The 26589-nt window shown below is 38.7% G+C and carries 29 protein-coding genes and 1 tRNA gene; 16 read left to right on the top strand and 14 right to left on the bottom strand.

What is annotated here, in order from left to right; all coding sequences use genetic code 11:
• Entirely contained in the window at positions 1 to 462 is a 462-nt protein-coding gene (locus tag N0B48_RS03600) for an SRPBCC family protein (protein WP_259836817.1), read from the top strand.
• Positions 463 to 613: 151 nt separating this feature from the next.
• Here the strand turns inward: N0B48_RS03600 and N0B48_RS03595 are convergent, their stop codons facing one another.
• Positions 614 to 1042 (bottom strand): cold-shock protein, encoded by a 429-nt coding sequence (locus N0B48_RS03595; protein WP_223607202.1) that lies wholly within the window; start codon positions 1040 to 1042, stop codon positions 614 to 616.
• Between the two features lie 816 nt (positions 1043 to 1858).
• On the opposite strand from N0B48_RS03595, the gene N0B48_RS03590 reads away from it, so the two are divergent.
• The 4 genes from N0B48_RS03590 (at position 1859) to N0B48_RS03575 (ending at position 5128) form a co-directional block, all read left to right on the top strand.
• Positions 1859 to 2614, top strand: a complete 756-nt coding sequence (locus N0B48_RS03590) for an SDR family oxidoreductase (protein ID WP_259836815.1) — start codon at positions 1859 to 1861, stop codon at positions 2612 to 2614.
• A 283-nt stretch (positions 2615 to 2897) separates the two neighbouring features.
• Positions 2898 to 3293, top strand: coding sequence for a DoxX family protein (locus N0B48_RS03585; protein WP_259836813.1), 396 nt, complete (start codon positions 2898 to 2900; stop codon positions 3291 to 3293).
• A 79-nt stretch (positions 3294 to 3372) separates the two neighbouring features.
• Entirely contained in the window at positions 3373 to 4446 is a 1074-nt protein-coding gene (locus tag N0B48_RS03580; protein WP_259836812.1) for a sensor histidine kinase, read from the top strand.
• Positions 4427 to 5128, top strand: a complete 702-nt coding sequence (locus N0B48_RS03575; RefSeq protein ID WP_259836810.1) for a LytR/AlgR family response regulator transcription factor — start codon at positions 4427 to 4429, stop codon at positions 5126 to 5128. The genes N0B48_RS03580 and N0B48_RS03575 overlap by 20 nt, the downstream gene beginning before the upstream one ends.
• 465 nt (positions 5129 to 5593) lie before the next feature.
• On the opposite strand, the gene lgt is transcribed toward N0B48_RS03575, so the two are convergent.
• From lgt to N0B48_RS03560, 3 genes are all read right to left on the bottom strand, one after another.
• Entirely contained in the window at positions 5594 to 6430 is an 837-nt protein-coding gene (gene lgt / locus N0B48_RS03570; protein WP_259836808.1) for a prolipoprotein diacylglyceryl transferase, read from the bottom strand.
• A 211-nt stretch (positions 6431 to 6641) separates the two neighbouring features.
• Entirely contained in the window at positions 6642 to 6836 is a 195-nt protein-coding gene (locus N0B48_RS03565) for a cold-shock protein (RefSeq protein ID WP_034730837.1), read from the bottom strand.
• Between the two features lie 87 nt (positions 6837 to 6923).
• On the bottom strand, positions 6924 to 8048 hold the full coding sequence (locus N0B48_RS03560; protein ID WP_259836806.1) for a DEAD/DEAH box helicase: 1125 nt from the start codon (positions 8046 to 8048) through the stop codon (positions 6924 to 6926).
• Between the two features lie 492 nt (positions 8049 to 8540).
• On the opposite strand from N0B48_RS03560, the gene N0B48_RS03555 reads away from it, so the two are divergent.
• Positions 8541 to 9488: a beta-1,6-N-acetylglucosaminyltransferase gene (locus N0B48_RS03555; RefSeq protein WP_259836805.1), complete on the top strand. Its 948-nt coding sequence runs from the start codon at positions 8541 to 8543 to the stop codon at positions 9486 to 9488.
• A gap of 162 nt (positions 9489 to 9650) precedes the next feature.
• On the opposite strand, the gene N0B48_RS03550 is transcribed toward N0B48_RS03555, so the two are convergent.
• Both N0B48_RS03550 and N0B48_RS03545 read right to left on the bottom strand, forming a co-directional pair.
• Positions 9651 to 10475, bottom strand: a complete 825-nt coding sequence (locus tag N0B48_RS03550; protein WP_259836804.1) for an anti-sigma factor — start codon at positions 10473 to 10475, stop codon at positions 9651 to 9653.
• A gap of 1 nt (position 10476) precedes the next feature.
• Positions 10477 to 10986, bottom strand: a complete 510-nt coding sequence (locus N0B48_RS03545; protein ID WP_259836802.1) for an RNA polymerase sigma factor — start codon at positions 10984 to 10986, stop codon at positions 10477 to 10479.
• 149 nt (positions 10987 to 11135) lie between these two features.
• On the opposite strand from N0B48_RS03545, the gene msrB reads away from it, so the two are divergent.
• The 4 genes from msrB (at position 11136) to N0B48_RS03525 (ending at position 13985) form a co-directional block, all read left to right on the top strand.
• On the top strand, positions 11136 to 11657 hold the full coding sequence (msrB, locus tag N0B48_RS03540) for a peptide-methionine (R)-S-oxide reductase MsrB (protein WP_259836799.1): 522 nt from the start codon (positions 11136 to 11138) through the stop codon (positions 11655 to 11657).
• A gap of 115 nt (positions 11658 to 11772) precedes the next feature.
• Positions 11773 to 12342, top strand: coding sequence for a fasciclin domain-containing protein (locus N0B48_RS03535; RefSeq protein ID WP_259836797.1), 570 nt, complete (start codon positions 11773 to 11775; stop codon positions 12340 to 12342).
• Between the two features lie 85 nt (positions 12343 to 12427).
• Positions 12428 to 13141 (top strand): ferritin-like domain-containing protein, encoded by a 714-nt coding sequence (locus tag N0B48_RS03530; RefSeq protein ID WP_034730812.1) that lies wholly within the window; start codon positions 12428 to 12430, stop codon positions 13139 to 13141.
• A gap of 25 nt (positions 13142 to 13166) precedes the next feature.
• Positions 13167 to 13985: a ferritin-like domain-containing protein gene (locus N0B48_RS03525; protein WP_259836794.1), complete on the top strand. Its 819-nt coding sequence runs from the start codon at positions 13167 to 13169 to the stop codon at positions 13983 to 13985.
• Between the two features lie 352 nt (positions 13986 to 14337).
• On the opposite strand, the gene N0B48_RS03520 is transcribed toward N0B48_RS03525, so the two are convergent.
• Positions 14338 to 15345 (bottom strand): LacI family DNA-binding transcriptional regulator, encoded by a 1008-nt coding sequence (locus tag N0B48_RS03520; protein WP_259836793.1) that lies wholly within the window; start codon positions 15343 to 15345, stop codon positions 14338 to 14340.
• 163 nt (positions 15346 to 15508) lie between these two features.
• Between N0B48_RS03520 and N0B48_RS03515 the strand changes: the two genes are divergently transcribed.
• From N0B48_RS03515 to N0B48_RS03500, 4 genes are all read left to right on the top strand, one after another.
• The gene (locus N0B48_RS03515; protein ID WP_259836792.1) at positions 15509 to 16945 is read left to right on the top strand and encodes a mannitol dehydrogenase family protein; all 1437 of its coding nucleotides are present in this window, start codon (positions 15509 to 15511) and stop codon (positions 16943 to 16945) included.
• A 6-nt stretch (positions 16946 to 16951) separates the two neighbouring features.
• Positions 16952 to 18298: an MFS transporter gene (locus N0B48_RS03510; protein WP_259836791.1), complete on the top strand. Its 1347-nt coding sequence runs from the start codon at positions 16952 to 16954 to the stop codon at positions 18296 to 18298.
• Positions 18299 to 18322: 24 nt separating this feature from the next.
• Positions 18323 to 19057 (top strand): hypothetical protein, encoded by a 735-nt coding sequence (locus tag N0B48_RS03505; RefSeq protein WP_259836790.1) that lies wholly within the window; start codon positions 18323 to 18325, stop codon positions 19055 to 19057.
• A gap of 150 nt (positions 19058 to 19207) precedes the next feature.
• The gene (locus tag N0B48_RS03500; RefSeq protein ID WP_259836789.1) at positions 19208 to 20131 is read left to right on the top strand and encodes a carbohydrate kinase family protein; all 924 of its coding nucleotides are present in this window, start codon (positions 19208 to 19210) and stop codon (positions 20129 to 20131) included.
• 59 nt (positions 20132 to 20190) lie between these two features.
• Here the strand turns inward: N0B48_RS03500 and N0B48_RS03495 are convergent.
• Both N0B48_RS03495 and N0B48_RS03490 read right to left on the bottom strand, forming a co-directional pair.
• Positions 20191 to 20272: transfer RNA gene (locus N0B48_RS03495), tRNA-Leu, on the bottom strand.
• Between the two features lie 68 nt (positions 20273 to 20340).
• Entirely contained in the window at positions 20341 to 21108 is a 768-nt protein-coding gene (locus N0B48_RS03490) for an MBL fold metallo-hydrolase (protein WP_259836788.1), read from the bottom strand.
• Positions 21109 to 21162: 54 nt separating this feature from the next.
• Between N0B48_RS03490 and N0B48_RS03485 the strand changes: the two genes are divergently transcribed.
• Both N0B48_RS03485 and N0B48_RS03480 read left to right on the top strand, forming a co-directional pair.
• Positions 21163 to 22590 carry a TonB-dependent receptor gene (locus tag N0B48_RS03485; protein ID WP_259836787.1) on the top strand — a complete coding sequence of 476 codons (1428 nt, stop codon included), beginning with the start codon at positions 21163 to 21165 and terminating at the stop codon, positions 22588 to 22590.
• A gap of 13 nt (positions 22591 to 22603) precedes the next feature.
• On the top strand, positions 22604 to 23053 hold the full coding sequence (locus N0B48_RS03480; RefSeq protein ID WP_034726722.1) for an XrtF-associated fRMsr-like GAF protein: 450 nt from the start codon (positions 22604 to 22606) through the stop codon (positions 23051 to 23053).
• Between the two features lie 251 nt (positions 23054 to 23304).
• On the opposite strand, the gene N0B48_RS03475 is transcribed toward N0B48_RS03480, so the two are convergent.
• From N0B48_RS03475 to N0B48_RS03455, 5 genes are all read right to left on the bottom strand, one after another.
• Entirely contained in the window at positions 23305 to 24042 is a 738-nt protein-coding gene (locus tag N0B48_RS03475; protein ID WP_259836786.1) for an ABC transporter substrate-binding protein, read from the bottom strand.
• A gap of 22 nt (positions 24043 to 24064) precedes the next feature.
• The gene (gene mgtE / locus N0B48_RS03470) at positions 24065 to 25387 is read right to left on the bottom strand and encodes a magnesium transporter (protein ID WP_259836784.1); all 1323 of its coding nucleotides are present in this window, start codon (positions 25385 to 25387) and stop codon (positions 24065 to 24067) included.
• Between the two features lie 173 nt (positions 25388 to 25560).
• Complete coding sequence (locus N0B48_RS03465) at positions 25561 to 25725, bottom strand: bacteriocin-like protein (protein ID WP_259836782.1); 165 nt, start codon at positions 25723 to 25725, stop codon at positions 25561 to 25563.
• Positions 25726 to 25758: 33 nt separating this feature from the next.
• Positions 25759 to 25899: a bacteriocin-like protein gene (locus N0B48_RS03460; RefSeq protein WP_259836780.1), complete on the bottom strand. Its 141-nt coding sequence runs from the start codon at positions 25897 to 25899 to the stop codon at positions 25759 to 25761.
• A 218-nt stretch (positions 25900 to 26117) separates the two neighbouring features.
• Positions 26118 to 26270 carry a bacteriocin-like protein gene (locus tag N0B48_RS03455; protein ID WP_156122694.1) on the bottom strand — a complete coding sequence of 51 codons (153 nt, stop codon included), beginning with the start codon at positions 26268 to 26270 and terminating at the stop codon, positions 26118 to 26120.
• Positions 26271 to 26589 lie beyond the last annotated feature (319 nt).

Genomic DNA, 26589 nt, shown 5'->3' with positions numbered 1-26589 from the left:
ATGAAACACCGTCTTTTCCGTGAGCAGCAGCTTAATTGCAATTTAGAAACCGCCTGGGAATTTTTTTCCTCCGCCAATAATCTTTCCGAGATTACCCCGAAAGACATGAATTTTACCGTACTCACCACCATGGAGAATGATGAAATTTATGAAGGAATGCTCATCGACTATTATGTTTCACCATTGTTCGGAATAAAAATGAAATGGCAGACGGAGATCCTTAAAGTAGATTTCCAAAAGAGTTTTGTAGATCTTCAGAGAAAAGGCCCATATAGACTTTGGCACCATCATCATGAATTCATTCCCAATGAGAAAGGAGTACTCATGAAAGATACGATTGATTATGAGCTTCCCATGGGATTTTTAGGTGAAATTGCCCATCCGCTTTTTGTTAAAAAGAAATTGGAGCATATTTTTGATTACCGTTATAATGTATTGGAAAAGTTGTTCAATGAAAAATAAGTTTGGATGCCAGGATTCCTTCTGAAATTTTTTAAAAGTGAATATTAGTGAATCCCTTTTACGATAAAAGCCGCCCCTGAGGACGGCTTTATTTATTGTTTTACAAAATCTGCAAATAAACAGATTTGTTATAGTAAAGCTAAAGCTCTGATTATTTAACCAGTTCGATATTAACTGCAGAGAATCCTTTCGGAGATTTTTCCTTCTCGAAAGATACTTTATTCCCCTTTTTTACAGGGTGTGCACAGCTGTTGTTGTGAAAGAAAACATTTTCTTTGCTGTTATCTTCAGTAATGAAACCGTATCCTTTTTCACTGTGGAAAGTAATGATTCCGGTCTTTCTGATGTCTTCCGCGATAATCGGAGCTGCACCAAGTTGAATCTCATCAATGTTTACTTCCAGTCTTTCTCTGTCTTCAGGAGGTGTAGAGGTAAGTCTTCCGAATTCATCTACATACATGAAAACATCGTCCGCACCTTTGTTGTTATTCGTTTTACGATCTTCGCGTCTCAGCGCTTTTTCTTTTTGCTTTTGAATTTTTTTCTTGAAATTTTCTTTTTTAGAAAAAGAGTCTGCCATAAATTATTCTAGTATTTAATTTTATATTGTAATATTTGTCTACCTGACCTGCCGTTTGCTATGTAAAGCCTGCAGTCGTCCGTCTGTTCTTCTTTAAAAAATGAAGCGTTGAAAACAGTTTTGTTTTTAGTCGTTCATCAGTAAAAGAAGTGATTTTTTAAAAAATGAGGCGTCTGAAAAAGCGGGAACTGATAAGAAAGAATTTCTATACTATAACAGAGGGCAAAGGCAGCGGCCTATTAATTAATATACAAATATACGACAATTAACTGAATAAACCTATTTTAAATCATTGATTATCAAAATGTACTTTCGCCTGTAAAAAAACAGGAGCTTCATTTCATTCAATGATAGAAGGAATAAAACAGAGTTAGGGAAAAAATAATAGGATGACCTCCTTCTTCAACGTTAAGGGCTTTCTTTGTATTAAAATCATGAATACTTAATCTAAAAGTCGGGTAGAATTAAAAAATCCCCAGCGAACTGAGGATTATGAAAAATAATATATTATAAAAATGAAGTGGTGTATAATACGGTTAGCAGAGCTACAAATGCTGTGCCTAAAAATCACTTATTTTTGATTTCTATGGGATAAATGTCGAATTTCAGGACGATTGAAGGGTGTATGCTGTTGGTATGTAATGTGATATATCTTTCGTGTGGTATCTTAAAAAATGATTGTTTTTTTAATTGAATTCACATTTTGTGATTGGATCTGTATGATATTCAGAATTCCTTACAGTTTCCGAAATATTCACCACGACGAATTGAATGCTATTGTCCATCTTTGGTTAATAACATTTTAAAAAAAATACAATGTCAACACAAGATGTCAAAGGAAAAGTCGTATTAATTGCCGGAGGGGGCAAAAATTTAGGAGGATTGCTGAGCAGAGGTTTTGCAGCAAAAGGTGCAAAACTGGCCATTCATTATAACAGTGAAAGCTCCAGAGCAGACAGTGAGAAAACCCTCGCAGAAGTTCAGACCCTGGGAGCAGAAGCATTTTTGTTTCAGGGAGATCTTACGAAAGTAGACAATATAGCCAAGTTTTTTGATGAAGCTGTTTTGAAATTCGGAGGCATTGATATCGCGATCAATACAGTAGGAATGGTCCTGAAAAAGCCTTTTGCCGAAACCACGGAGGAAGAATATGACACCATGTTCAATGTCAATTCAAAATCAGCGTATTTCTTTCTCCAGGAAGCAGGTAAAAAGCTGAATGACAACGGAAAAATATGTACCATTGTGACTTCTTTGCTAGCTGCTTACACAGGTTTATATTCTACCTATGCAGGGGCAAAAGCTCCGGTAGAACATTTTACAAGAGCAGCTTCCAAGGAATTCGGTGAGAGGGGGATTTCCGTAACGGCAGTAGCGCCGGGCCCTATGGATACGCCTTTCTTTTACGGACAGGAATCTGATGATGCGGTGGCTTACCATAAATCTGCATCTGCATTGGGAGGACTGACTGATATTAAGGATATCGCTCCTTTGGTAGAGTTTCTGGTGACAGAAGGCTGGTGGATCACGGGTCAGACCATCTTTGCGAACGGTGGCTACACAACGAGATAATTAAGTTAGGAGATGGAATAGGGGATGGAAGTTATGAAAGCCGACTATTATCAATGTATGTCTGCCAATCACTTATAGATTCTCGCTTCTGGCTTCCGTTCTTTAATAATAATTTTTACAGAATTAGAATTTGATCAAGCTCTGAAAGATGGCTGCTATAAGTAAACAGTCCGCCAGTAACTTCCATCCTCCCTCTTCCAACTTCCCTTTCTTTCATATACACTTTTAAGCTGTTGATACGCAGTAATTCCCATTCTTTTCCGTGATTTTTTAATTTGGATTCATGAAAAAGAATTTTTATCTCCGTTCCGCGTTATCAGTTATTTTACTGATGCACAGTGTTGTTTCTATTTTCAGTGGTGATGTCAATGATTTTGGGCGTCACTATCTGGATACCATAGGTTTCAGTCCTTTTGGGATTTATCTGGCGTGGGCCGTGAAACTGATCCATCTTTTTTCTGTATTTCTGATCTGGTCTGACCGCTATGTGAAGATTGTTTCTTTCCTGAATATGCCCATTCTTTTCTTAGGAATTTATTTGGTACACTGGCAGAATGGCTGGTATGTTGTAGGTGGTGGCGCCAATGGAATTGAATTCAACGTGCTGCTGATTTGCTGTTTTTTACAGTTGATATTTACGGAATCTCATTCTGAAAAGATAGAAAAGCGCAGTTCGTAGACGGTTTCTTCGGATTAGCAGGACCTTATTTTTATTTTCCGCCGAAAGATGGTATTTTGCATAGTAAAACCTATTAGTTTTGAAGCCAGACAGAAAATCAAAATTATATGTTCATCTGCTCTTCTGGATATTGTATTATACTCTGGAGGTATATCTGGACTTTTACTGGTCCAGATATCAGTTTCCTGATGTGGAATGGCAGACCAGGCTTCAGAATAGCATTGTTCTGGAACTCGGATATTTTTTGATTAAAATGCCCCTGGCGTATTCGCTGCTGTATGTGTATGAGAAAACCGGAATAAGGAGATTTCTCAGCTACATGCTCTATTGTTTTATTATTGTTGCAGCGGTTCTGATTCATAGATTTTTCACTCATTATATTATTTATCCTCACATTTATGGTGTTGTAGAAACGCTGGATGGAAAGCAACCTTCAGGGTTTATCAACGGATTGGTGGCATTTAATTCTTTTATGGATCTAATATTTATGGCAGGTCTTATCTTTGGGGTAGAAATTACCCGACAGAAAAACCTTCTGAAAGAACAGATTTCACTGCTGAAATCAGAGAAGCTGGACCAGGAACTGACCATGCTGAAAGCCCAGATCAATCCCCATTTTCTGTTCAATACGCTTAACAATATTTACGGAATGGCCCTTAAAAAAGCAGATGAAACGCCTGATGTAATCCTGCAGCTTTCCAAGGTGATGAGGTATAATATTTACGAGGCAGCCGAACGCTTTATTTCCATTGACAAAGATGTAGAAAATATCAAAGATTTCCTCCAGATTCAGCAGATCCGGCATCATGATCTGGTGATCCGTTTTAATGAAGATATCGACAATCCTTCGCAGGAAATTTCACCGCTTATCCTGATTCAGTTTGTAGAAAATGCCTTTAAACATGGAGTTTCTGAAACTTTAGGTGAAAGTTTTATTCATATTGATATTCAGCTTAAAAACGGCGTGCTTCATTACCATATTGAAAACTCAAAAGAAGAAAAACCTCACGGAAGTTCCACCAAAATAGGACTGAAAAACATCCGCAGACAACTTGAACTGCTTTATCCAAAGCATATTCTCACCGTTGAAAGTACAAATGACCGGTATATTGTAACCTTAATTATTGACTTTAATGACACCTCCCGTTTCTAAAAAATACAACTGCCTTATCGTAGAAGATGAACCGATAGCCGCGGAGATTCTTGAAAATTTTATTTCGAGGGATGAAGAGCTTCATCTGGTGGCCAAATGTTCCGACGCCGTTTATGCCGGAAGCCTTTTGAACAGATATGAAATAGATTTAATGTTTCTGGACCTGCATCTTCCGGTAGTCAAAGGTTTTGATTTCCTTAAAAAATTGAAAAATCCACCTCTTGTGATCGTCACGACTGCTTATCATCAGTACGCTGTGGAAGGGTATGAGCTTGATATTGTGGATTATCTGATGAAACCCATTCCATATGACAGATTTGTAAAGGCCGTTGAAAAGTTCAAATATCTTATGAATGCGGAAGAAGCGCTTCTCGAGGCTGCGGACCGGGAGCATATTTTCATCAGCAGCGGAAAAAAACAGATTAAGATCATTCTTCACGATATCTTCTTTATTGAAAGCTTGCGCGAGTATATTCATGTTCATACTAAATCGGGAACGATTACCGTTAAAATGCCGATCAGCCGGATAGAAGAAAGCCTGGACCCGAAGATGTTTGTCAGAATCCATAAGTCATATATCGTCTCCAGGTCTAAAATTGAAGTTCGTTCCGCGAGTATGATACAGGTGAACGGCAAAAAGCTTCCGATCGGCAGAACCTACAAGCCTTCTATAGAGTTTTAGGCTAAGGTAAAGGCTGAGATTAAGAGGGATGAGATGAGTGAGTGAATGGTCAATAGTCAATAGTCAATAGTGAATTATGAATCGTGGATTTTGAATTTTGAATTAAAAAGCCACAATGAAAAACCTCAATCACGAACCCCGCATCTCAAAACTCTAAAACCCTCCGACTCTCAAACTCCTTCATAGACCTAAAGCCTTATTTGATAGCTGTTTCTTTTAATTTTCCATTGTTTTGCGCAATTTTGAAATATTAAACAAATCAGACGAACTCGTATGAGTGCACAGAGATTTGAAGAAGAAAATGACCAAGTGCAATAATTAGAATATATATGTGGATGTAAGTATTCTCACTGAAGAATGCGGATTGGCTTAATAACCTTAAGCCAATTTTTTATTGATCATAGCTAAAAAAACATCAGCGGAATCCATGGATTCCGCTGATGTTTTAATTGTATATTTTTAAGACTAAGAAACTTTCACTTCTCTTTTCTCACGGATGCTTTTAATAATAAAGAACAGTCCCAAAAACAGGAACGGGATACTTAAAATCTGGCCCATATTCAGGCTCATTCCTTTTTCAAAATCAACCTGATCTACTTTTATAAATTCCACAAAGAATCTAACAATAAAGATAAGCAGAGTCGTGATTCCGAAGTAAAAACCTTTTCCCACCTTAAAGATATTTTTCGTGTAAATAAAATACACCACAAGGAAGATTGTTAGGTAAGAAATCGCCTCATACAGTTGTGCAGGGTGTCTCGGGATATTATCGACATGTTTAAATATAAATGCCCAGGGAGCATCAGACGGCGTTCCGATAATCTCAGAATTCATAAGATTTCCAAGCCTGATAAATGCTCCGGCTAGAGGAGTCGCAATGGCGATGACATCAAGAACGGTCATGAACTTAATCGAGAATTTTCTGGCATAAACCAAAAGCATAATGATCAGCCCGATTCCGCCGCCATGGCTTGCCAGTCCTGCATATCCTGAAAAATGATAGGCTCCGTCGACTCCTTTCTGGATCGGAAGGAATATTTCGATCGGATGTTGGGAATAATAATCGAAATCATAAAACAGACAGTGTCCTAATCTGGCACCCATTAAAATTCCTATAAATGCATAAAAAAAAAGCGCTTCATGGGCCGGTTGGCTTAGATTCTCTTTTTTATAGATGGTCTTTAAGATCGTGTAGCATAAAACAAGTCCGGCAAGGAATAACATCCCGTAATATTTCAGAGGAAACCCACCGATATTGAAAATTTCGGGACTTACATCCCAGTTAACGTATAATAAATTCATTGATGATAATTGTAGAATTACTTTTTAGGTGACAAATATAGCAGGATATAGCCGTTTTTAAGGAACGGAAGCCAAACTTTAGGATATTTTGGGGGAATATGTCATGTTTCAATACAAAAACCTCTCACATCAAGTAAGAGGTTTTGAACGGACATCGAATGAAAAGTATTGCTACTTACCAGCCAATGTTCGCTTAAACGTTATATTCAAACTATGCTAACTTTACGTTAACTGCATTTAAACCTTTGTCGCTTTTTTGTACTTCGAAAACTACTTTATCGTTTTCACGGATAGATCTAGTGTCTAATCCTGAAGAGTGTACAAAAATGTCTTTGCTCCCGTCTGCTGGAGAAATGAATCCGAAACCTTTTGCTTCGTTGAAAAATTTTACTGTGCCTTCTTGCATTGTAATTGTATTAAAATTGTTGTATTATTTTGTGGACTTTTTTCTGAAACTCTCAGAAATAGAATCCGGGTATTATATTATTATGATTTAGTGTAAATATTGGAGTTTTGCGACAGGCATTATAAAGCCTATCAGTTTTTGAATATTGGTTAGATCAGAACGTTCTCCTTCGTCACAGAAAGAAACGGCTGTTCCTTTCATTCCTGCTCTTCCGGTTCTTCCAATCCTGTGAACATAGGTTTCAGGGACATCAGGAAGCTCGTAATTAACTACATACGGAAGCTCTTCAATGTCGATTCCCCGGGCTGCAATATCGGTAGCTACCAAAACACGGATCTTACTGTTTTTGAAATCTTCCACAGCCTGTTGTCTTGCGGTCTGGGATTTATTCCCATGAATAGCGGCTGCAAAAATTCCTGTACGTTCCAATTGTTTAACCAGTTTGTCTGCGCCCTGCTTAGTGCGGGTAAAAACCAGTGAACGTAAAATAGATACATCCTGCAGTATATTGATCAGTAAATCTGTTTTCTGAGTCTTTTCAACAAAGTAAACGGACTGATTAATGGCCTGCACCGGAGATGAAACCGGGTCTATGGTGATCTCAACAGGGTTATTCAGCATGGCGTCCCCAAATTTGCGGACATCAGACGGCATTGTTGCAGAGAAGAATAAGGTCTGTCTTTTTTGAGAAATCAGTTTCAGGATTTTTTTCACATCTTCTGTGAATCCCATATCAACCATTTGGTCAGCTTCATCCAAAACCAGTATTTCGATTTTAGAGAGATCTATATGTCTCTGGCTTACCAGATTGAGTAATCTTTCGGGAGTTGCAATAAGAATATCCACTCTTTTTCTCAGAGCTGCCAATTGGCTTCCTGACAAAACGCCTCCAAAGATGGAAAGCTGGGATAAGGGTAAATATTTGCTGTACACTTTAAAACTTTCTTCCAGCTGCAGGACCAATTCCCGGGTTGGCGTTAAGATTAATGTGCGTATTTCTTTATGATCGGGTGTATTTCTTTTTAACAACTGCAGAATGGGCATGGCAAATGCCGCAGTTTTTCCTGTACCGGATTGAGCATATCCTATAATATCCCTTCCCGCTAAAATATGTGGAACAGCGGTATACTGTATCTCTGTGGGCTTGGAATATCCGGCTTCTGTAACGGCGCGGACTATAGGATTTATTAAATTTAAATTTTTAAAACTCATTATAAACTACCGGACATCCGGTTCTGAGTGGCCAAATCGGTTAAGATCTGAATTGTTGTCTTGTATAAAAATAATGGATATCCATGCAGATACATTATCTTTACTTATTATTTTACTTTGCATTAACTTTGACAATACATCCATTTGCGAATATATGTACTGAGCTTTGCAATATCGTATCGTTCTCATTCTTAAAGCAGGATCCTGATGAACCCATGCCGTTCTGAATTTTAATAACCGCTTTTTTTTTAACCTGAAAATCAGGAAAGCAGTCGGGCAGCTGAAAAAGCAAAACTGAAAGAGAAAAATGAAGATTTTAAACTGTTACAGAATAGCAAAAGGCAGAGGCCTGTTCTTATAAATGCTTTGCAAAAATACAATAAATAAACTGAATAATAATTGCTTTAAATAATTGATTATCAAAAATTTATTCGTAGCTTTCGCACGTTAACAGAATTGTTTGCCCCAGCGGATGATTTTAAATCCGTTCTTATGAAGACTTCCGCTCCTTCTACCAGACCTCAGCCCCAGACTTTAGCATCCCTCTCGGATCAGCATGTGAGAATTGCTTACTTTATTATGATACATCATAAGCCGGAAGTATTCAAAGCCATGTTTCAGAAGATTTATACGAGAGATCAGTTTTACCTGATTCATATCGACCGGAAGGCGAAGGAGGAAATCACCGATGAAATCCAGATGTTCCTCGTGAAGTTTCCCAATGTTTATATTCTTGAAAGCATCAATATCGTTTCCGGCGGTTTCAGTATGATCCAGGCTGAGCTGGATGCCATGGAGTTTCTGCTTAATGTAAGCCAGGAATGGGATTATTTCGTTAATCTGAGCGGGGAGGACTATCCTTTAAAATCACAGAATATCATCAGGAAATTCCTGACAGCAAATAAGGGAAGGAATTATCTTTTCTATTATGATCAGAAGTTTTATCGCCCGGATACCTTGCAGAGGATACAGAATCATTTTACAGAACTGTCTTATAAGATCTCATCGATGATGTATAAAAGGGAGTTTATGAAGGATGTTACGCCCTACATAGGAGGGAAGTGGGTGATCTTTACAAGGGATACCTGCGCTTTTCTCGCCAATAATAAAAGAGTGATGAATTTTGAGGATTATTATCTGCATACATTTCTGCCGGCAGAATCATTTTTTCAGACGGTCCTGATGAACACTTCTTTCAATGATCTCATTGTGAACGATGATAAAAGAGCCGTCATTGAAAAGTCCATATTCGGAAAGAAACAGACGGCAGATGAGCTTATTCTTTTTTTAAAAATGACCAATCATCTTTTTATCAGAAAAATAAATGATAAAACAGAAGAAGAAGTCCTGAAATATATCACTGAAAGCTATGATCTTCCTTTACCGAACGTAAATGAGGTGGAAAGGGAGCTGAAAATAGACAGAAGACAGGATAATTAATTCTAAAGTACTACTACCTTATTTATTAGCTTTAAAATAAAACCTCCTGTGATTAACAAGAGGCTGATGAACATGAAAAAGCTGTTCCAACTTATATTTCGTTATTTACTCAACCAATAGGAAAAGTTTGTTAGCTAAACATGAAAATGCAGTAAGCAGATCTTAGATTCCGCCCATCACATACATATTCTCCATCGTAGGAACTGCGCTGCCACCCTTCTTTTCAAGGGTAATAGCGAATGCCTGCGCGTTTGGAATCTGTGCGAGGGCTATTTTGCTGTCTTTCTCTTCGGTGTACATACCGGCGTTTACAGGTTTGCCATCCGCGATCGCCCACAACTGATACTGCATCCCTTCAGGAGCTTTTGGCAGACTTTCGGCGTTGAGATAGACTTCTTTTGTCTTTTTGTCCCAGAAAACCATGGCTTTGGAATCGGTATGTTTTTCTACGCCTTTCAGCATGACCATCTGCATATCAGGATTGGAAACCATTTCCATTTTCTGATTCATTTTTTGCATTGCGAGATCCTGAGCTTTTTTCTCGGTCTGTATTTTAGCCATTTCCTCTCTGGTTTCAGACTGATTATTCATCCAGAAAAGATTTCCTGCCGCACTGATCAGAAATAATACAGAAGCGGCAACTGCATACGTTTTCCAGCTGCTTTTACTCTGAGGCTTAATATCTAGTTGAGGTTTAATCTCCTCTTGAGGTTTCGCAGTGGGAATATCTATGATAACCACAGGCTGTACTTCTTCAGTCTGTTCCTGCTGGATCTTATTCCATATCTTAGATTTTAGATCGGCTGGCGGTGTCACGGCCTGGCTTGTCGCCAAATCTTCCAAAGTTTGCTGCGCTTCTTCAAAAGCCGCCTTTACTTCAGCATTGTTTTTCATCACACACTCCAAAATCCCTGCCTCCTCAGGAGAAGCAAGACCTAGAATATAAGATTCTATAATTCCGGATGATATGTATTCTTTAGTGTTCAATTTATTGATAATCTTTTAACAAATCCTTTAATTTCATCAGCGCATTTCGCATTTTGGTTTTCACCGTTCCAAGGGGTATTTTCAGCTTTTCCGATATCTCGTTCTGAGTATAGCCCTGGTAGTAAGCTAAGTCGATAAGTTCCTGTTTATCAAGTTCCAGACCTTTCAGTACATTATTAAATCCAATAAAATCAGATGAATTATTGGCCGTGGAAAGTTCTGCAGAATTATATACGAAATCTGGAAGTGGTTGGTTTTTAAGTTCGTTTTGGAAACCTTTTGATTTTAAATAATCTATCGCCGTATTTCTGGCAATATTAATCATCCAGGTGTAGAATTTACCTTTTGATGAATCATACTGATGAATGGCATTCCAGATTTTGACGAAAACATCCTGAATAATCTCTTCAGTGTACTCTTTCGACTGAACAATTCGGAGAACCACCCCATACAGTGCTCCTGCATAGTGGTCGTACAAATAGTGAAAGCCAGATTCGTTTTTTTCTTTCAATAAAACGATAAGCTCTTCTTCCGAATAGGTTGTTTTAATAGTGTATGATTTTCATTTCAAATGTAATAAAATAAAAGATATAATAAACAACATCCGAAAAAACATTTATATCGTAAATGATTTTAAGCAATCGTTTAAAATTATCGAATATGAAAAGTATAATCGTAAAAACAACCTTAGTCTTCTTTTTGGTTGTCACTGCAGAAAAGAATTTTGCCCAGTCCGGTAATTTTAAAACAAAGAACCCTTACTACTCCCGTACGGTGACCGCGTCTTTGAAAGTGAGCAATACGGAATGGAAAAAAATCCTTAAGCCAGAATTGTATCAGGTGGCCAGAGAAGGAGCTACTGAAACAGCCTTCACCGGAAAGTATGATGAATTCGATCAAAAAGGAACGTATTTCTGTGCGGTTTGTGGAAATCCTCTCTTTGTTTCCACTTCAAAATTTGCAACAACCTGCGGATGGCCGTCCTTTTATGAGCCGCTGCGTAAAAATAGTGTAGTCTACAGAAAAGATACTTCCCATAACATGACAAGAACTGAGGTATTGTGTGGAAGATGTGATTCCCACCTCGGACATATTTTTGATGATGGCCCGAATCCCACCGGTAAAAGGTTTTGTATGAATTCTGTCTGCCTCGATTTTGTTCCGGATTCTAAAAAGAAATAACGGATTTTGAAATTTTCAATAAAAAATCAAATTTTTTAAATCCAAAACATAAACTACCTCGTAAATGATTCTAAGAACACAAGTCAAATAGATATTAACTTAAAAAATCAACAAAATGAACACAGGCTCAAAAATCGCAGTTTTAGGAATGATTGCTTTATCATTCGCTTTCAGTGGGAAGGTAACTGCACAAACGATGAAAGAAAAAACAGTAATGGTAGGCGGTGCGCCGATGTATCCATCTAAAAATATCATTGAAAACGCTGTGAATTCTAAAGATCACAAAACTTTGGTAGCAGCTGTAAAAGCAGCGGGTCTGGTAGAGACTCTGCAGGGAGCAGGACCTTTTACTGTACTGGCCCCTACAGATGCAGCCTTCGCAAAACTTCCGAAAGGAACAGTGGAAACTCTTGTAAAACCTGAAAACAAAGAAATGCTTACCAAAATCTTAACGTATCATGTGCTTGCAGGGAAATACAGTGCTAAAGACATCTGGGCAGCCGTAAAAGCCGGAAACGGTAAAAGTATGATGAAAACGGTAGAAGGAGAAGGATTGACTTTCTGGACAAAAGGAAAAGATCTTTATGTGCAGGATGCTAAAGGAAATAGTGCAAAAGTGACGATCGCGGATGTGAATCAGTCAAACGGTGTGATCCACGTGATTGATACGGTGTTGATGCCGTAATGTTTTAGTTTTTAAGCAGCATAATTTATTATGCTGTTTTTTTCTCCTCTTTTGAGAATCCAATAACACTCAAACCTATAATATTATGAAAAAAACTATTAATGTTTCTAACCAGGGAGCAACTCTGGATACAGGCAGAAGAAATTTTTTGAAACTCGGCGGTATAGGACTGGCTATGGCAGGACTTACACTGATCGGTTGTGATGACGACAATGATTTCGGAATGACAGACAACGGGCAGGTTTTTGACCTCGGTACCGGAGATGTCGGAGTTCTGAACTACGCCTACGCACTGGAACAGCTGGAAGCTGATTTTTATACTAAAGTAGTTAACAATTTTTACTCTGGAATTTCAAGTGTTGAAAAAGACCTTTTTACAGATCTTTATCATCATGAAGTTATTCACCGCGACTTTTTTAAAGCGGCAATAAGTGGTGTAACTGCGAATGTTTTACCTACCCTTCAGTTCCAGTATGCTAACGTAAATTTTAACGACAGAAATTCTGTTCTCGCCACAGCAAAAGCTTTGGAAGATACAGGAGTGGCAGCTTACAACGGGGCTGGGAAATATATTACCAACCCGGCGTATCTGGTGATTGCCGGAAAGATTGTTTCTGTAGAGGCAAGACATGCTTCCGCGATCAGGAATATTATTAATCCCGGATCTGCGGATTTCTCAGGTGATGATGTGATTGATGCCAATGGACTGGACCTTGCCAAAGAACCTAAAGATATCGTCATGGCGGCAGGAGGATTTATAAAAACTCCTTTCACATGGAAAGAAAGAGGAATCAGCTAATTATTCATTTTCAAAATCTACCATTATGAACATTCTTAAATTACTAGATAAGCTTTCTAACGATAAATTTTTTACCACAGAAGCTACAAGATTAGAAACAATTACCAATATGTCAACGTTTGGTAAAAAGGCAGCGGTAGCCTCCATTCCATTAGGGTTGGGAGCATTAATATCTACTCCTGCTAAAGCGGAAATTGTAGATCAGTCAACATCCACGACTTTTTTTAAAAGTGCTTTGACGGATGCCTTACAGCTGGCATTGGTCCTGGAATACCTTGAAAATGAATATTACGCAATAGGTTTGGCAGCAGCCGGGCTGATTCCTAATTCAGACCGACCTGTTTTCATGCAGATCTCAAAACATGAATCAGCACACGTAGGTTTTCTTAAAAGTACCCTGACTTCTCTTGGAGAAGCTCCAAAACCAAAACCTACTTTTGATTTTACGGCGGGCGGAAATTTTACGCCTTTCACAGATTATAACCAATTTCTCGTTCTGGCTCAGGCTTTTGAAGACACTGGAGTTCGTGCATATAAAGGACAGGCTGGAAATGTAATGTCTAATAAAGCCGTATTACAGGCAGCACTTCAGATCCATTCCGTGGAGGCAAGACATGCTTCACAGGTGAGAAGAATGCGGGCCAATAAAGGTTGGATAGAACTGGCCAACGGAGGAAATATGCCTGCTGCCACCAATGCAGTGTACGCAGGAGAAGATAACACAAATCAAGCGGGATTCAATACAGCCACAGCTTTCGGAGCGGCGGCTGGATCTGCAGCTTATGATGAAGTTCTTACAACAAGCGAAGCGCAGACTATTGCAGGTCTGTTCATTGTAGTCTGAAACAATTTTTTATTATTTAGGTGAGAGTCCTATCCTTAGAAAATATCTGGGGATGGGATTTTTTTTGTTTAAATCTGTTAAAACAAAACCTGAAGTAAAAGATTTTTCAAAACTCTCGCCACTGGTGAGAGAAATTCTGATTCAATCTTAAAACTTTGGGAGTAAAATAAAAAATAAATATAATCAAACCTTATAGGTTTTTAAAACCTATAAGGTTTCGCTACCTAAAATACACCTTTTTTAATCCCCTAAAAAAAGACGGTTTATAATAAAATGCTCTTCGAAACAGCATACTATTTGCGATGTCACACTGAGCGAAGTCGAAGTGTGAAGTATTAAATTATTGATACTTTTACAAAGTCGAAGCCCTATACACCAACTCCGCATCCATTAAAACCGTTCTGCCTGGTGCTGAGCTGTCTTTTATTTTCTCAAGCATCAGTTCCGCGGCGGTTTCTCCCATTTTCATCAAAGGCTGCTGAACGCTGGTCAGCTGAGGATAAACGATCGTAGATAATTCCGTTCCTGAAAAACTGGCTACAGCCACATCGCCGGGTATTTTAATATTATTTTCAAGGAGAAAATTCATCGCTCCTATCGCTAAAGTATCGCTGAATGCGAAAATACTGTCAAACTTTATATTTCTATGGAGCAACTGCTTCACAGCTTCCTTCCCGTAATCAAAGCTCATTCCTTCCGTATTAATGATCAGATCTTCGTCGAAAATATTGTACTTGGTCATAATACGTTTATAGCCGTTGGCTCTTTCCACGGCATTCCGGATGGTCTGCGGCCCCATGATGTGGGCTATTCTTTTTCTTCCGGTTTTAATCAGGTATTCCACCATTAAGGATGAATTGATATAATCATCCACAACTACTTTCGAAACATGTAAAGATTTATCTGGAATTCTGTCAAAAAAGACCAAAGGCGTTCCCTGATCTATGATTTGTTGGTAGAGATCATTATTATAAGTTTCATGGCATAAATTAATGATGATCCCGTCTACATTGAACCCTTCCAGAAGCTGCAGGTTTTTTCTTTCAATAAGTGGATTTTCATCAGATTGGGTAATGACAAGCCTGTAGCCGAGAGGATACAGTACATTCTGAATCCCTTCAAGAACCTTTGCAGAAAATGGAGTGATCATCTCCGGAACGACCACGCCTATCGTTTTGGATTGTCCGGATTTTAAATTTAAAGCCGTAAGGTTAGGTTTATATCCCAATTGATCCGCAGCATCGAGTACCCGTTTCCTGGTTTCATAACTTACATTTTTATCATGAAGCAGCGCCCGGGAGATAGTAGAGGTCGATAATGACAAAAATTTCGAAAGATCTTTAATGGTTATGCGTTTCATCAGCCCATGTTTTTTGCTAAAATTAATAAAAAAATAAGCAATTGGGAACGTTCCCTGACTTTCGGGAACGTTCCCAGTGTAAATTTTATAAAAAAAACTGAAGATGAACTGATTGTTAATATAGTTTTAACACATTGACTAACGTATTAATAATCCTTTGCATATGAATACCATTTCTTATCATTATGATGCCAAAAAAATCACTACAGGAATTCTGCACATCGGTGTTGGAAATTTCCACCGGGCGCATCAGCAGTTTTATACTAATGCCATACTGGAATCTGAAGACCAGAAGCAATGGGGAATCTGTGGAGTCTGTCTGCTGCCTTCCGACGAAAATATCGTTCGCAACTTAAGAGCCCAGAATCTTGAATATTCCCTTACCGTCTGCGGAAGAAACGGAACCGATGAGGTGTACAAAATAGGATCATTACGGGAGTTAATCTGGGGAGTTGAAGACCCGGAAGCCGTGATCAACAAAATTGCCGATCCTGCTATCAGAATAATCACATTAACCATCACTGAAGGCGGTTACAATCTTGATAAAGAAACAGGAGCGTTTATTTTGAACGATGAAAAGATTCAGCATGATTTAAAAAATCCAGAAAGTCCTTCCACGGTCTTTGGATTTGTTGCTGAAGGACTTCGCCGGAGGAAAATGAAAAATAATGGAGGGATTACGATTCTTTCATGTGATAACCTACAGCACAATGGGAATACGGCTAAAAGAGCTTTTACAGCATTCATAGAAGCTCAGGATAAAGAACTGGCGGAGTGGATGAAAACTCATGTTTCATTTCCAAACAGCATGGTAGACCGTATTACACCTGCTGTATCTCCTGAAGATGTGAAAAGACTGAACCAAAAAAGCGGAATTTCAGATCTGGCTCCTGTTTATTGTGAAGATTTTGCACAATGGGTGATTGAAGACAGCTTTATTGCAGGAAGACCCGCCTGGGAAAGAGCTGGGGTGGAATTTACAGATGATGTGACTGCTTTTGAGAATATGAAACTGAGCTTGCTCAATGCATCACACACGTTATTATCTTATCCTTCTTTTCTGATGGGCTACCGAAAGGTGGATCAGGCCATGGAAGATCAGGATGTAGTAAAATTTGTACGCAATTTCATGGATACGGATATTACACCTTTAGTTCCGGCTCCCAAAAATACGGATCTCGAGGATTATAAAAAAACACTGATCGAAAGATTTGCTAACCACAGCGTGAGTGATCAGGTAAGCAGGCTATGTTTCGATGGGATTTCAAAATTCCCGGTGTATATCATTCCCAATCTGATTATCTTGATTAAAGCAGGCATGGATCTGACACGTGTAGCTTTTCTTACCGCTTCCTACAGACATTATCTCAAATATAGAACAGATGACCACGGACACTCTTATGAAATAGGAGAGCCATGGGTGACAAAAGCTGATGAGCACCTGATTATGAGTCAGGATCCCCTTGCTTTTTTAGGTTTATCGGCTTTTAAAGGAGCTGATTTAAAAGGATCTGAAAAATTTGTGGACCTGTATACCCGGTTTGCAGATCAGATTAAAAATAAAGGAACCGGTCCGGTTTTAAAATCAATCATAAAATAATTGGCCATGATTATAAATTCTGATATCCAGCCTTCAGGATCAAAGGCGAATAACCCGATCCTGCCATTTGTTATTATAACATTCATCTACTTCATCGTGGGCTTTCTGACCACCGTGAACGAACAGCTACAGGCTCCTTTGAAATTCACGTTTCTGAGTCAGGCCGGAGGACTTAAAAATACATTCACCACGCTGATCTCCTTTTTCTTTTTTCTGGGCTATCTGCTGAACGGAACTTTGGGAAGTAAGTGGGTGAATGCTTTCGGTTATAAAAACACAATTCTCCGCGGACTTTTCTTTATGATCTCGGGACTGTTTATGTATCTGTGCTCCTCATGGTTCGGGGCTCAGTATCCGGATCTGAAATTCAATGTCAAAGATGCGGTGATTCCTTTTGGCTTTGTGATTTTTGTGATCGGGTCTTATTTAATGGGAACTGCAGCAGCGGTCATTCAGGTGGTTGTCAATCCCTACGCAGCTTCTTATGAATTAAAAGGAACCCAGCCTGTACAACGTTTAAATATTTTAACGGCTATCAATTCAATAGGAACCACTTCTGCACCGTTTTTCGTTACGGTAATCATGTTCAGCGGGATTTCAATTGAAAAAATAGAGATCAAACAATTGCTGTTGCCACTTGCAATACTTATTCTGTGCATCCTGATTATTATCGTGATCACGAAAAGGCTTCATCTTCCCGATATTGCCCATACCAGAGCGGTGGCGGGAGAAAAGCTGGAAAGAAGTATTTGGTCTTTCAGGCATTTTGTACTCGGTGTTCTTGCGATTTTCTTTTACGTAGGAACAGAAGTGGCCATCGGAGCGAATATCAATTTATATGCTTTTGAACTAATGGATTCCGGACATCCGGTCACTTTCTTTGGGAAAACAGATATCATCATTGGCGGAATGGATCTGGGAATTCATGCTTTATTGTCTACCTTATACTGGGGCGGATTTCTTATAGGCAGAGCGGTATCAAGTTTTTTGAGCAATATTTCAGCCAGAACACAGCTGGCAGTAACAACGGTTTTAGCAACAATACTTGCTTTGGTTTCAATGATTACACAGAATCTGTGGTTTCTCGTAGCGATAGGTCTTCTGCATTCCTCCATGTGGAGCTGTATTTATTCCCTGTCTATAAAAGGTTTGAATAAATATACTTCAAAAGCTTCAGGAATCTTTATTTCTGCCGTATTTGGAGGTGCTGTTTTTACCCTTGTACAGGGAAGTTTGGCGGATATTCTAGGCTCATGGAGATGGACGTGGTTCCTTACCGTAATCTGTGAATTATTAATGCTGGCTTACGCGCTGTTCGGATCCCGTATACGCGAGAAAGATCTTATTATCTAACCGATTTTCATTAAAAAACACACTATGCTTAAATATAATCTGTTATTCTTTCTCTCAGCAGTCGTAGGGAGTATATCGGTGAGCGCACAGGAGCTGCATTCTGCCTTGCAGCTTAGGAACAGTCACTTGTGGAGAGGGCTGGAAGTATCTGCAGGGTTTATTTACACTGGAGATGTTCATCTGGATTTTAAAAATTTCTACGGAGGTTTTTGGGCAGGGGGTAATTTTGATGGTTCTTACAAGGAATTTAATCATTACATCGGATATAAAAACAAAAAACTCGTTTTAGAACTTTGGGATATTTATAATTTCTCTCCCGGTGCCACCTATAACAATAAGGAGTATTTTAATTATTCTGCCCGCGAAACCGGTCGTTTCTGGGATTTCAGGTCCTATTACACCATGAGTGAGCAGTTTCCCTTAGTGCTCAGTTGGAATACGGTTGTTTTTGGGAGAGACCGGAACAGCATTAATACAGAAAATAAATATTCAACTTTTGTTTCGGGAGAATATCCTGTGTACAAAAAAGAAAGTCTGGAAGTAAGGGGAAGAGTAGGCTATAGCTTTGCGCTGAACAACAGCAACGGAGAGAAGAACAATTTCTTTGCAAAAGATGCAGGGTTCAATGAGATAAGTCTTATCCTTTCAAAGAGCTTTACCATTGAAGGCTATAAGATTCCCGTTGGGATATGGGCGATGTGGAATCCGGTTAATAACAATGCGTTTCTTCAGTTCTCCGTTCAGGCGTATTCATTTTAATAATAAAAATGTAAACAGATAAGGACGTGAAATTTTCATTAAAAAATCATGATTCACAATCCATTTTGTTTATACGAATAGAATTTTTAGTAATTTACTGATAGATAACGGAACGTATGAGTCCATATATCTGAAATATTTAAATTAATCATGGAAGAAAAAAAATATAAAGCAGTCTGCTTTGGGGAAGTTCTTTGGGATATTTTTCCGGGAGAGCAGAGAAGGATTGGCGGTGCACCATTCAATGTGGCGTATCATCTTTTTAAAATGGGTCTTGATGTGGAAATGATCAGCAGTGTTGGTGATGATGAGCTCGGTCATAAGCTGCTGCAGAAAATTAAAAACTGGCAGATTCCTACAGATCATATCCAGATCACAAGAGAGCATCCCACGAGTACAGTGATTGCTTCAGTGGATGAAAATAATGACGCCCATTATGATATTGTAGAAAATGTAGCCTGGGATTTTATTGAGCCGACTCAGGAAAATCAGAAGGTGCTCAGTAATGCCGATGCTTTGGTTTTCGGAACACTGGCCGCCCGGAATGAAAAGTCAAAAAACACTTTGTTTCAGCTGCTGGAAGTGAGTTCTTATAATGTTTTTGATATCAATTTGAGAGAACCATATTACGATATCAGGATTATCAATGAATTACTGCATAAAACGCAATTAGCCAAATTTAATAAAGCTGAACTCCGCATGGTCCTTGATTTTTTTAAGAAAGAATATAAGGATGAAAAAGACAGCATCAGATACCTGCAGGATCAATTTGGAATCCGCGAAATCATTGTATCTAAAGGAAGTAAAGGTGCTCTTTATGCCCATGAAGACCAATTTTATCTGTACCCGACAATTCCTGTTGAGGTCAAAGATACCGTCGGTAGCGGCGATTCATTTTTAGCTGGATTTTTATCAAAAAGGTTGCAAAAAGAATCTTCTGCTCATGAGATTATGTCTCAGGCTGTTTCGTTGGGAGCTTTCATTACTTCACAGGAAGGGGCGTGCCCGGAGTATACGGTGGAGGATTTTATTCAGTTTAAAGGGAGATATGAGTTGTCGGCTTTGAGTTTTTAGTGAATTGTATTATTGTAAAAAATAAAAACCTCTGAAATCATTGATTTCAGAGGTTTTAGTACCCAGTACCAGAATCGAACTGGTACATCTTTCGATACTAGAGTTTGAGTCTAGCGCGTCTACCAATTCCGCCAACTGGGCATGTGTTAAATTGGTGTGCAAATATATAAACTTTTTTTAATGTTCAAAAGCTTTTTGAGAGAAAAATTTTAAAATTCTACCTCCAAACCATCGTAGGCCAGATGCATTCCTTCCGGAAGATCCTTATCTTCAATATCATGCAGTCCAAGATGGTGGCTGATGTGTGTTAAAAATAATTTTTTAGGCTTAAGCTCTTTAAACAGGGCGATGACGTCAGGAAGGATAAAATGGGCAGGATGGGGATCAAATTTTCTGATGCAGTTTAAAACCAGCACATCCAGATTCTGTAATTTTTCTTTTTCTACGTCTGAAATGAAATTGGCATCCGTGATGTACGCAAGGTTTTTAAACTTGTACCCGAAGACGGTAATTTCATAGTGAATCACTTCAATTGGCGTGATCTCCGTATCCAGAACGCGGAAAGGTTTATTTTCAATTTCGTGAAGATCGAAGGCCGGAGCTCCCGGATATCTCACATCAGCGAAAGCATAAGGAAAACGTTTTTTAACCTCATTTCCAACCCTTTCGTAGCAATAAAGGGGCATGTTTTTCCCACTTTTAAAGATCAGTGGGCGCATATCATCAAGCCCGATCACATGGTCATTGTGCTCGTGGGTAAGAAGTGCAATATCTACGTTATTTTCGTGATTAAGGAGCATTTGCTCTCTGAAATCCGGTCCGCAATCGATCAGTATTTTTCTGCTTTCCTCTGTAGTAATCATTACTGAGGAGCGGAAACGCTTGTCTTTGGGATTTTCGGAAGTACATACTTCACATGTACAGCCTATAACGGGCACACCCTGGGAAGTACCGGTTCCTAAAAATTTCAACTTCATTTTCTTTTGAGGTTGGTTTAATTTTGGTAAATTTACGAAAAATTTTACGTCCTAATGTATCAGAAACTAACTCCTAAACAAAAAGCATTAACAATTAATCTAGATCCTACTATTTATGGTACTTTCGCAGAAATTGGAGCAGGGCAGGAGACTGTTCGTCACTTTTTTAGAGCAGGAGGGGCTTCCGGTACAATTGCTAAAGCGATGTCTGCTTACGACAAAGATTTTAGTGATGCCATTTACGGAAAAGAAGCGAAAAACAGATATGTTACTCAAAACCGACTCCGTAAAATGCTCCGGTATGAAGTAGCGCTGATCGAAGAAAGGATTTCAAGGGAAAACAATCCAAACAGAAAATTTTTCTCTTATGCGAACACGGTAACGACGATTAATTTCGACAAAACACTCAAAGGCCACGGCTGGGTAGGAATCCGTTTCCAGACCAAAGAAAACGAAGGTTACAATGAGATCGTGATCCACGTAAAATTTAATGAGAATGATGCCACCTTACAACAGGAAACTTTAGGAAACCTCGGGGTAAACCTTATCTTCGGAGCTTTCAACTACTACGACAATCCAAGAAATTTAATCGAATCTTTATACGACGACATTGCCAAAGACGGTCTTGAAATTGACATGATCGATTTTAGCGGACCTGCTTTTGATTATGTTGACAACCGATTGATGTCACTTCAGCTTGTCAAGAATGGAATGACGGATGCCGTGATTTTCAATTCTCAGGGGAGCAATATGCTTCCTGCCGATGTGTTGTACAAGAAGAATATTTTTGCGGTAAGAGGAAGTTTCAGACCCGTAACGAAGGTGAATATCGATATGCTTAAAAACGGCCTTGAGATGTTCCAGAAAGATGCGATCTGTACCCATGAACAAACAGAAGTCCTGATTGAGATTACCATTTCAAACCTTAGGGCAGACGGAGATATCGATGAAAGAGACTTTATGGACCGGGTGGATATTCTAGGCAAGTTAGGGTATACGGTTATTATTTCAAACTTCTCGGAATACTACAGGTTGATCGATTATTTTGCGTCATACACAAGCGGAGATATCGGTGTAGCTATGGGTGTGAATAACCTTCTGATGGTATTTGATGAAAAGTATTATAAAGATCTTTCGGGAGGAATTCTGGAAGCATTCGGAAAGTTCTTCAGAAATGGGATGAGGGTATATCTTTATCCTTACAAAGATCCTGAGACCCATGAATTGCTGGATTCTTCAAACCTTAAAGTGGAAGAGAATCTAAAAGAGCTTTACAAATATTTCAAGCACAACAACCGTATCGTAGATATCACCAATCACAATCCTGATTTCCTGGGAATCTATTCGAGAGAGATCTTAAGAAAAATTGCATGTTGCGTTAAAGGCTGGGAAAACCAGGTTCCGGAAGGCGTTGCAGAAATGATAAAAGAGCGTGGAATGTTCGGCTACAAAGAAGAACTTTCCTTCAAACAATTCTCCTAAAACATAAAATAATATGTCAGAAATAAAGAAAAGACTTTCCTCTATTCTTGAAAGTCCAAAACATAATACAGAAGAAAAACTTCAGAAAGTATGTCACCTGCTGGATCAGGAAATTTCTTACTTCAACTGGACAGGATTCTACTTTAAGAACGGAGATAAAGATGAGCTGAAATTAGGCCCTTACGTGGGAGCACCTACAGATCATACTATCATCCCTTATGGAAAAGGAATTTGCGGGCAGGTTGCTGTTTCCAATGAAACATTCGTAGTTCCGGATGTTCACCAGGAAAGCAATTATCTAAGCTGTTCTATTGATACAAAAGCTGAGATCGTGGTTCCCATATTTAAAGATGGTCAGAATATCGGTCAGATTGATATTGATTCCCATACAGTGGATCCGTTCACAGCTGAAGACCGTGAACTTTTGGAATGGCTTTGTAACGAGGTTTCCAAAATTTTGTAACTGAAATTTCAGCACGAAATGTAAAATATCAGCTCCGATGTAAAGTCGGGGCTTTTTTGTGCAAACTGGTGGCTTCGAGTGCCTCAGCCGCCAGTAGGGTGGTGTATTGAAATATTTGGCGTGAACAGCCTCGTGTCAATATGAAAATCTTTGATTTTCAAATAACTTAAGTGTTCTTCTATGCGATTTGCATTGCAACTTATAAAAAACTTAAGTGTTTAAAAACTTTTGAATCTTTTGTTGTTAAAATACTATCGCTGCATCGCATGAATTTCAGCCAGCAATTCTTTAAAATAATCCTCACACTTTGCGATATGAGTTCCATACCAGGAAAACGCCTCTCCATCCACGATCATGATCTTTTTATCGGGGTAGAATGCGCTCATTTCCTCGATGTGTTTTTCTTTGAAAGGAAAAGGCTCGGAAGATAGCATGATAACCTCTGCATCAGCAAGATCATCCATCTGAATTTCAGGATACCGGGTTCTATCTTTAAAAATATTTTCGAAACCTATTTCAGCCAGGATCTTATGGATAAAAGTATCTGCTCCGATGGTCATATAAGGATTTTTCCAGATAAGGTAAGCTGCTTTTACGGGAGCATCGAGTTTAGCCTGTTCTAAAATATCGTAGATCTTAAGATTGAACTGCTGTGCTCTTTCCTCTTTATTGAAGGTGTTTCCCAGGGTTTTTAGAAGGTAATAATTATCTTCAATGGTCTCCACATTGGTCACAAGGACCTTAAAGTCATCCATCAGGGCTTCTACCTGCTCTTTGATGTTTTCCTCTTTATTGGCGAGGATAAGATCCGGTTGCAAAGCTCTTATTTTATCAATATTAATATTTTTCGTACCACCTATGACGGCTACGTTTTTTACTTTGTTTTCAGGATGGATACAGAATTTTGTCCTGCCAATAACTTCATTTTCAGTAAGACCAAGATCAAATAATGCCTCTGTGATAGAGGGTACTAAAGAAACAACTTTCATATTCAGACTTTGTCTGCCTAAATTACAAAAGTTTTCCTGTCAGGAAAAGTCCGGCTACGGAAAAATAAATAATAAGACCGGTAACATCTACCAGAGTGGCTACAAAGGGAGCAGAAGAAGTAGCAGGGTCAAGATTCATTCTTTTCAGAATAAAAGGAACCATAGAGCCTGAGAGTGTTCCCCAAAGAACGATTAACACCAGAGAGACCCCAACACTTAAACCTACATATGGCCAATACATTCCATAATTGAAAAATCCTGCCTCATGCCATACCATAATCCTTAAAAAGCCGATGACCCCAAGAATACTACCCAAAGCAAGTCCTGTGAAAATCTCCTTTTTCATTACATACCACCAGTCTTTAAGACCGATTTCCTGAAGAGCCATGGCACGGATAATAAGCGTTGCAGCCTGAGATCCGGAATTTCCTCCACTGGAAATAATTAGTGGAACAAACAGTGCAAGAACAACGGCTTTCTGAATTTCATCCTCAAAATAGCCCATCGCAGAAGCGGTCAGCATTTCCGAGAAAAAAAGAATGATCAGCCAGGTTCCTCTTTTTTTGATCATCTCCACCAGAGAAGTCTGTGTGTATGGATCATCTAAGGCTTCAAGACCCCCGAATTTCTGAATATCTTCCGTATTCTGCTGTTCGATTTGGTCGAGGATATCGTCAATCGTTACGATGCCTACAAGAACACCGGCCTCCGTGATGATGGGAAGAGCGGTTCTGTCATATTTTTCAAAATAGGTTACCGCATCCTCTTTTGAAGTGACGGTTGTGATCGCCACGAAATGATTATCCGTCATATCGGAGATCAAAGTATCTTCCTCGGCCAACAGAAGGCTTCCAAGAGCAATATCATCAATCAGGCGGTTTCTTTCATCCACCACATAAAGGTGGTTCATGGTTTCCACTCTTTTTCCGACCTTTTTGATCTGTTGCAGACATCTTTTTACCGTCCATTCTTTACGGATCTGGATGTAGTAAGGCGTCATCAGACGGGCAATGGAATCTGAATTATAGCCCAGAAGTTTCAGGGCAATTCTTCTTTCCTGCGGATTAAGATGATTGATGGAATATTTGATAAGCTCATCCGGAAAGTCCTCAAAAAGGGCCGTTCTGTCATCCGGAGTCATTCCGTTCAGGATCTCGGAAACCTCTTCGCTTCCGATACTTCTGATGGTGTCTTCCTGGAAATCAGGGTCAAGGTGAGAAAAAACTTCCGCCTTGTATTCTTTTGGAACCTTTAAAAATGCCAGAAGCCTCTCGTCAGCATGAAGATTGCTAAGAGTTTCGGCGATATCGGCAGGATTAAAGATAAGTTCGTCTCTGGAATTCAAAACGTAATTTTTTAGGATATGCAAAAATAATTCAAAAAATTAAGACTATGAAGGAAAGCCGCAAAATTAAGGATTAATTAAAGTTTAAAACAGATCAGAACCGCTTTTTAAAATAAAAAAACACCCGCCGGAGCAGATGTTCAAAAATTAAATTTAATTCATAAATACCTATATTATTCAAGAATAGGTCCGCACATTGGGTAGGGCGAAGGCAGACACATGCCACTGTCACAGCATTCTCCGAATCCACATTGGGTATGAGTCTGGCATTTTTTGATCATTCCGCTACCGTTGATGTTCTGTTGCTCTTTTCTCGTGAGTTTTTTAAGGTTTTTCATATCAATAGTTTTAGTTATTAATAAAAATCCATTTTATTCAATACAGTCGTATTCCATACAAACACCCTGACAGCAAAAACCGATGAAACATGGTCTTGTTACGCTGCATTTTTGAATAGCTCCGCCATTGATCTGGCTTTGCTGCTTTCTGTTGAGCTTCTTTAAATTTTTCATATTAAATAATTTTAATTAAATAAAAAGATAAGACTCTTAAAATTCAATGCAGGCAGATGGTCTACAAACTCCTTCACAACACCATCCAATGGTGCAGGGTCTGGTTGCATTACATTTTTGAATAGCTCCGCCGTTGATTTGGCTTTGTTGTTCTCTGTTGAGTTTCTTTAAATGTTTCATATCCATTGATTTAATTATTAAGACAAAAGATATAATCCTTAAAGCTCCGGATCAATACATGCATACGGTGAACATACTCCGTTACAGCACCATCCTATAGAACAAGGTCTGTTGGTATTGTTGCATCTGTTAATAGCACCTCCATTAATTTGTTTCTGTTGCTCTCTGTTGAGCTTTTTTAAATTTTTCATATTGTATAAGTTTTAATTTGTAAAACTAAAATAGTAAAAAATATTATATTATTCACTATGTGATGAAAATATTTAACTAGTAATCAGAGTGTTTGGAGATTTTTTCGTGAAATTGAAATTGATTGTGAATTGTGAATCGTCAATTGTGAATTGTCAATTGTGAATCTTACTATACGCCCTCAATTGACCATTGACTTACGTAGCAAAATTGACCATTGACAATCTAAGAATATTGAAAGATCGTGAATTGTGAATCGTCAGTTGTGAATCTTACTATCCGCCCTCAATTAACTATTGACTTGCGCAGCAAAATTGACCA

Origin of the sequence: Chryseobacterium herbae, assembly GCF_025154075.1 — a bacterium.
Classification (GTDB): domain Bacteria; phylum Bacteroidota; class Bacteroidia; order Flavobacteriales; family Weeksellaceae; genus Chryseobacterium; species Chryseobacterium herbae.
This window is presented reverse-complemented; position numbering and strand designations above follow the sequence as displayed.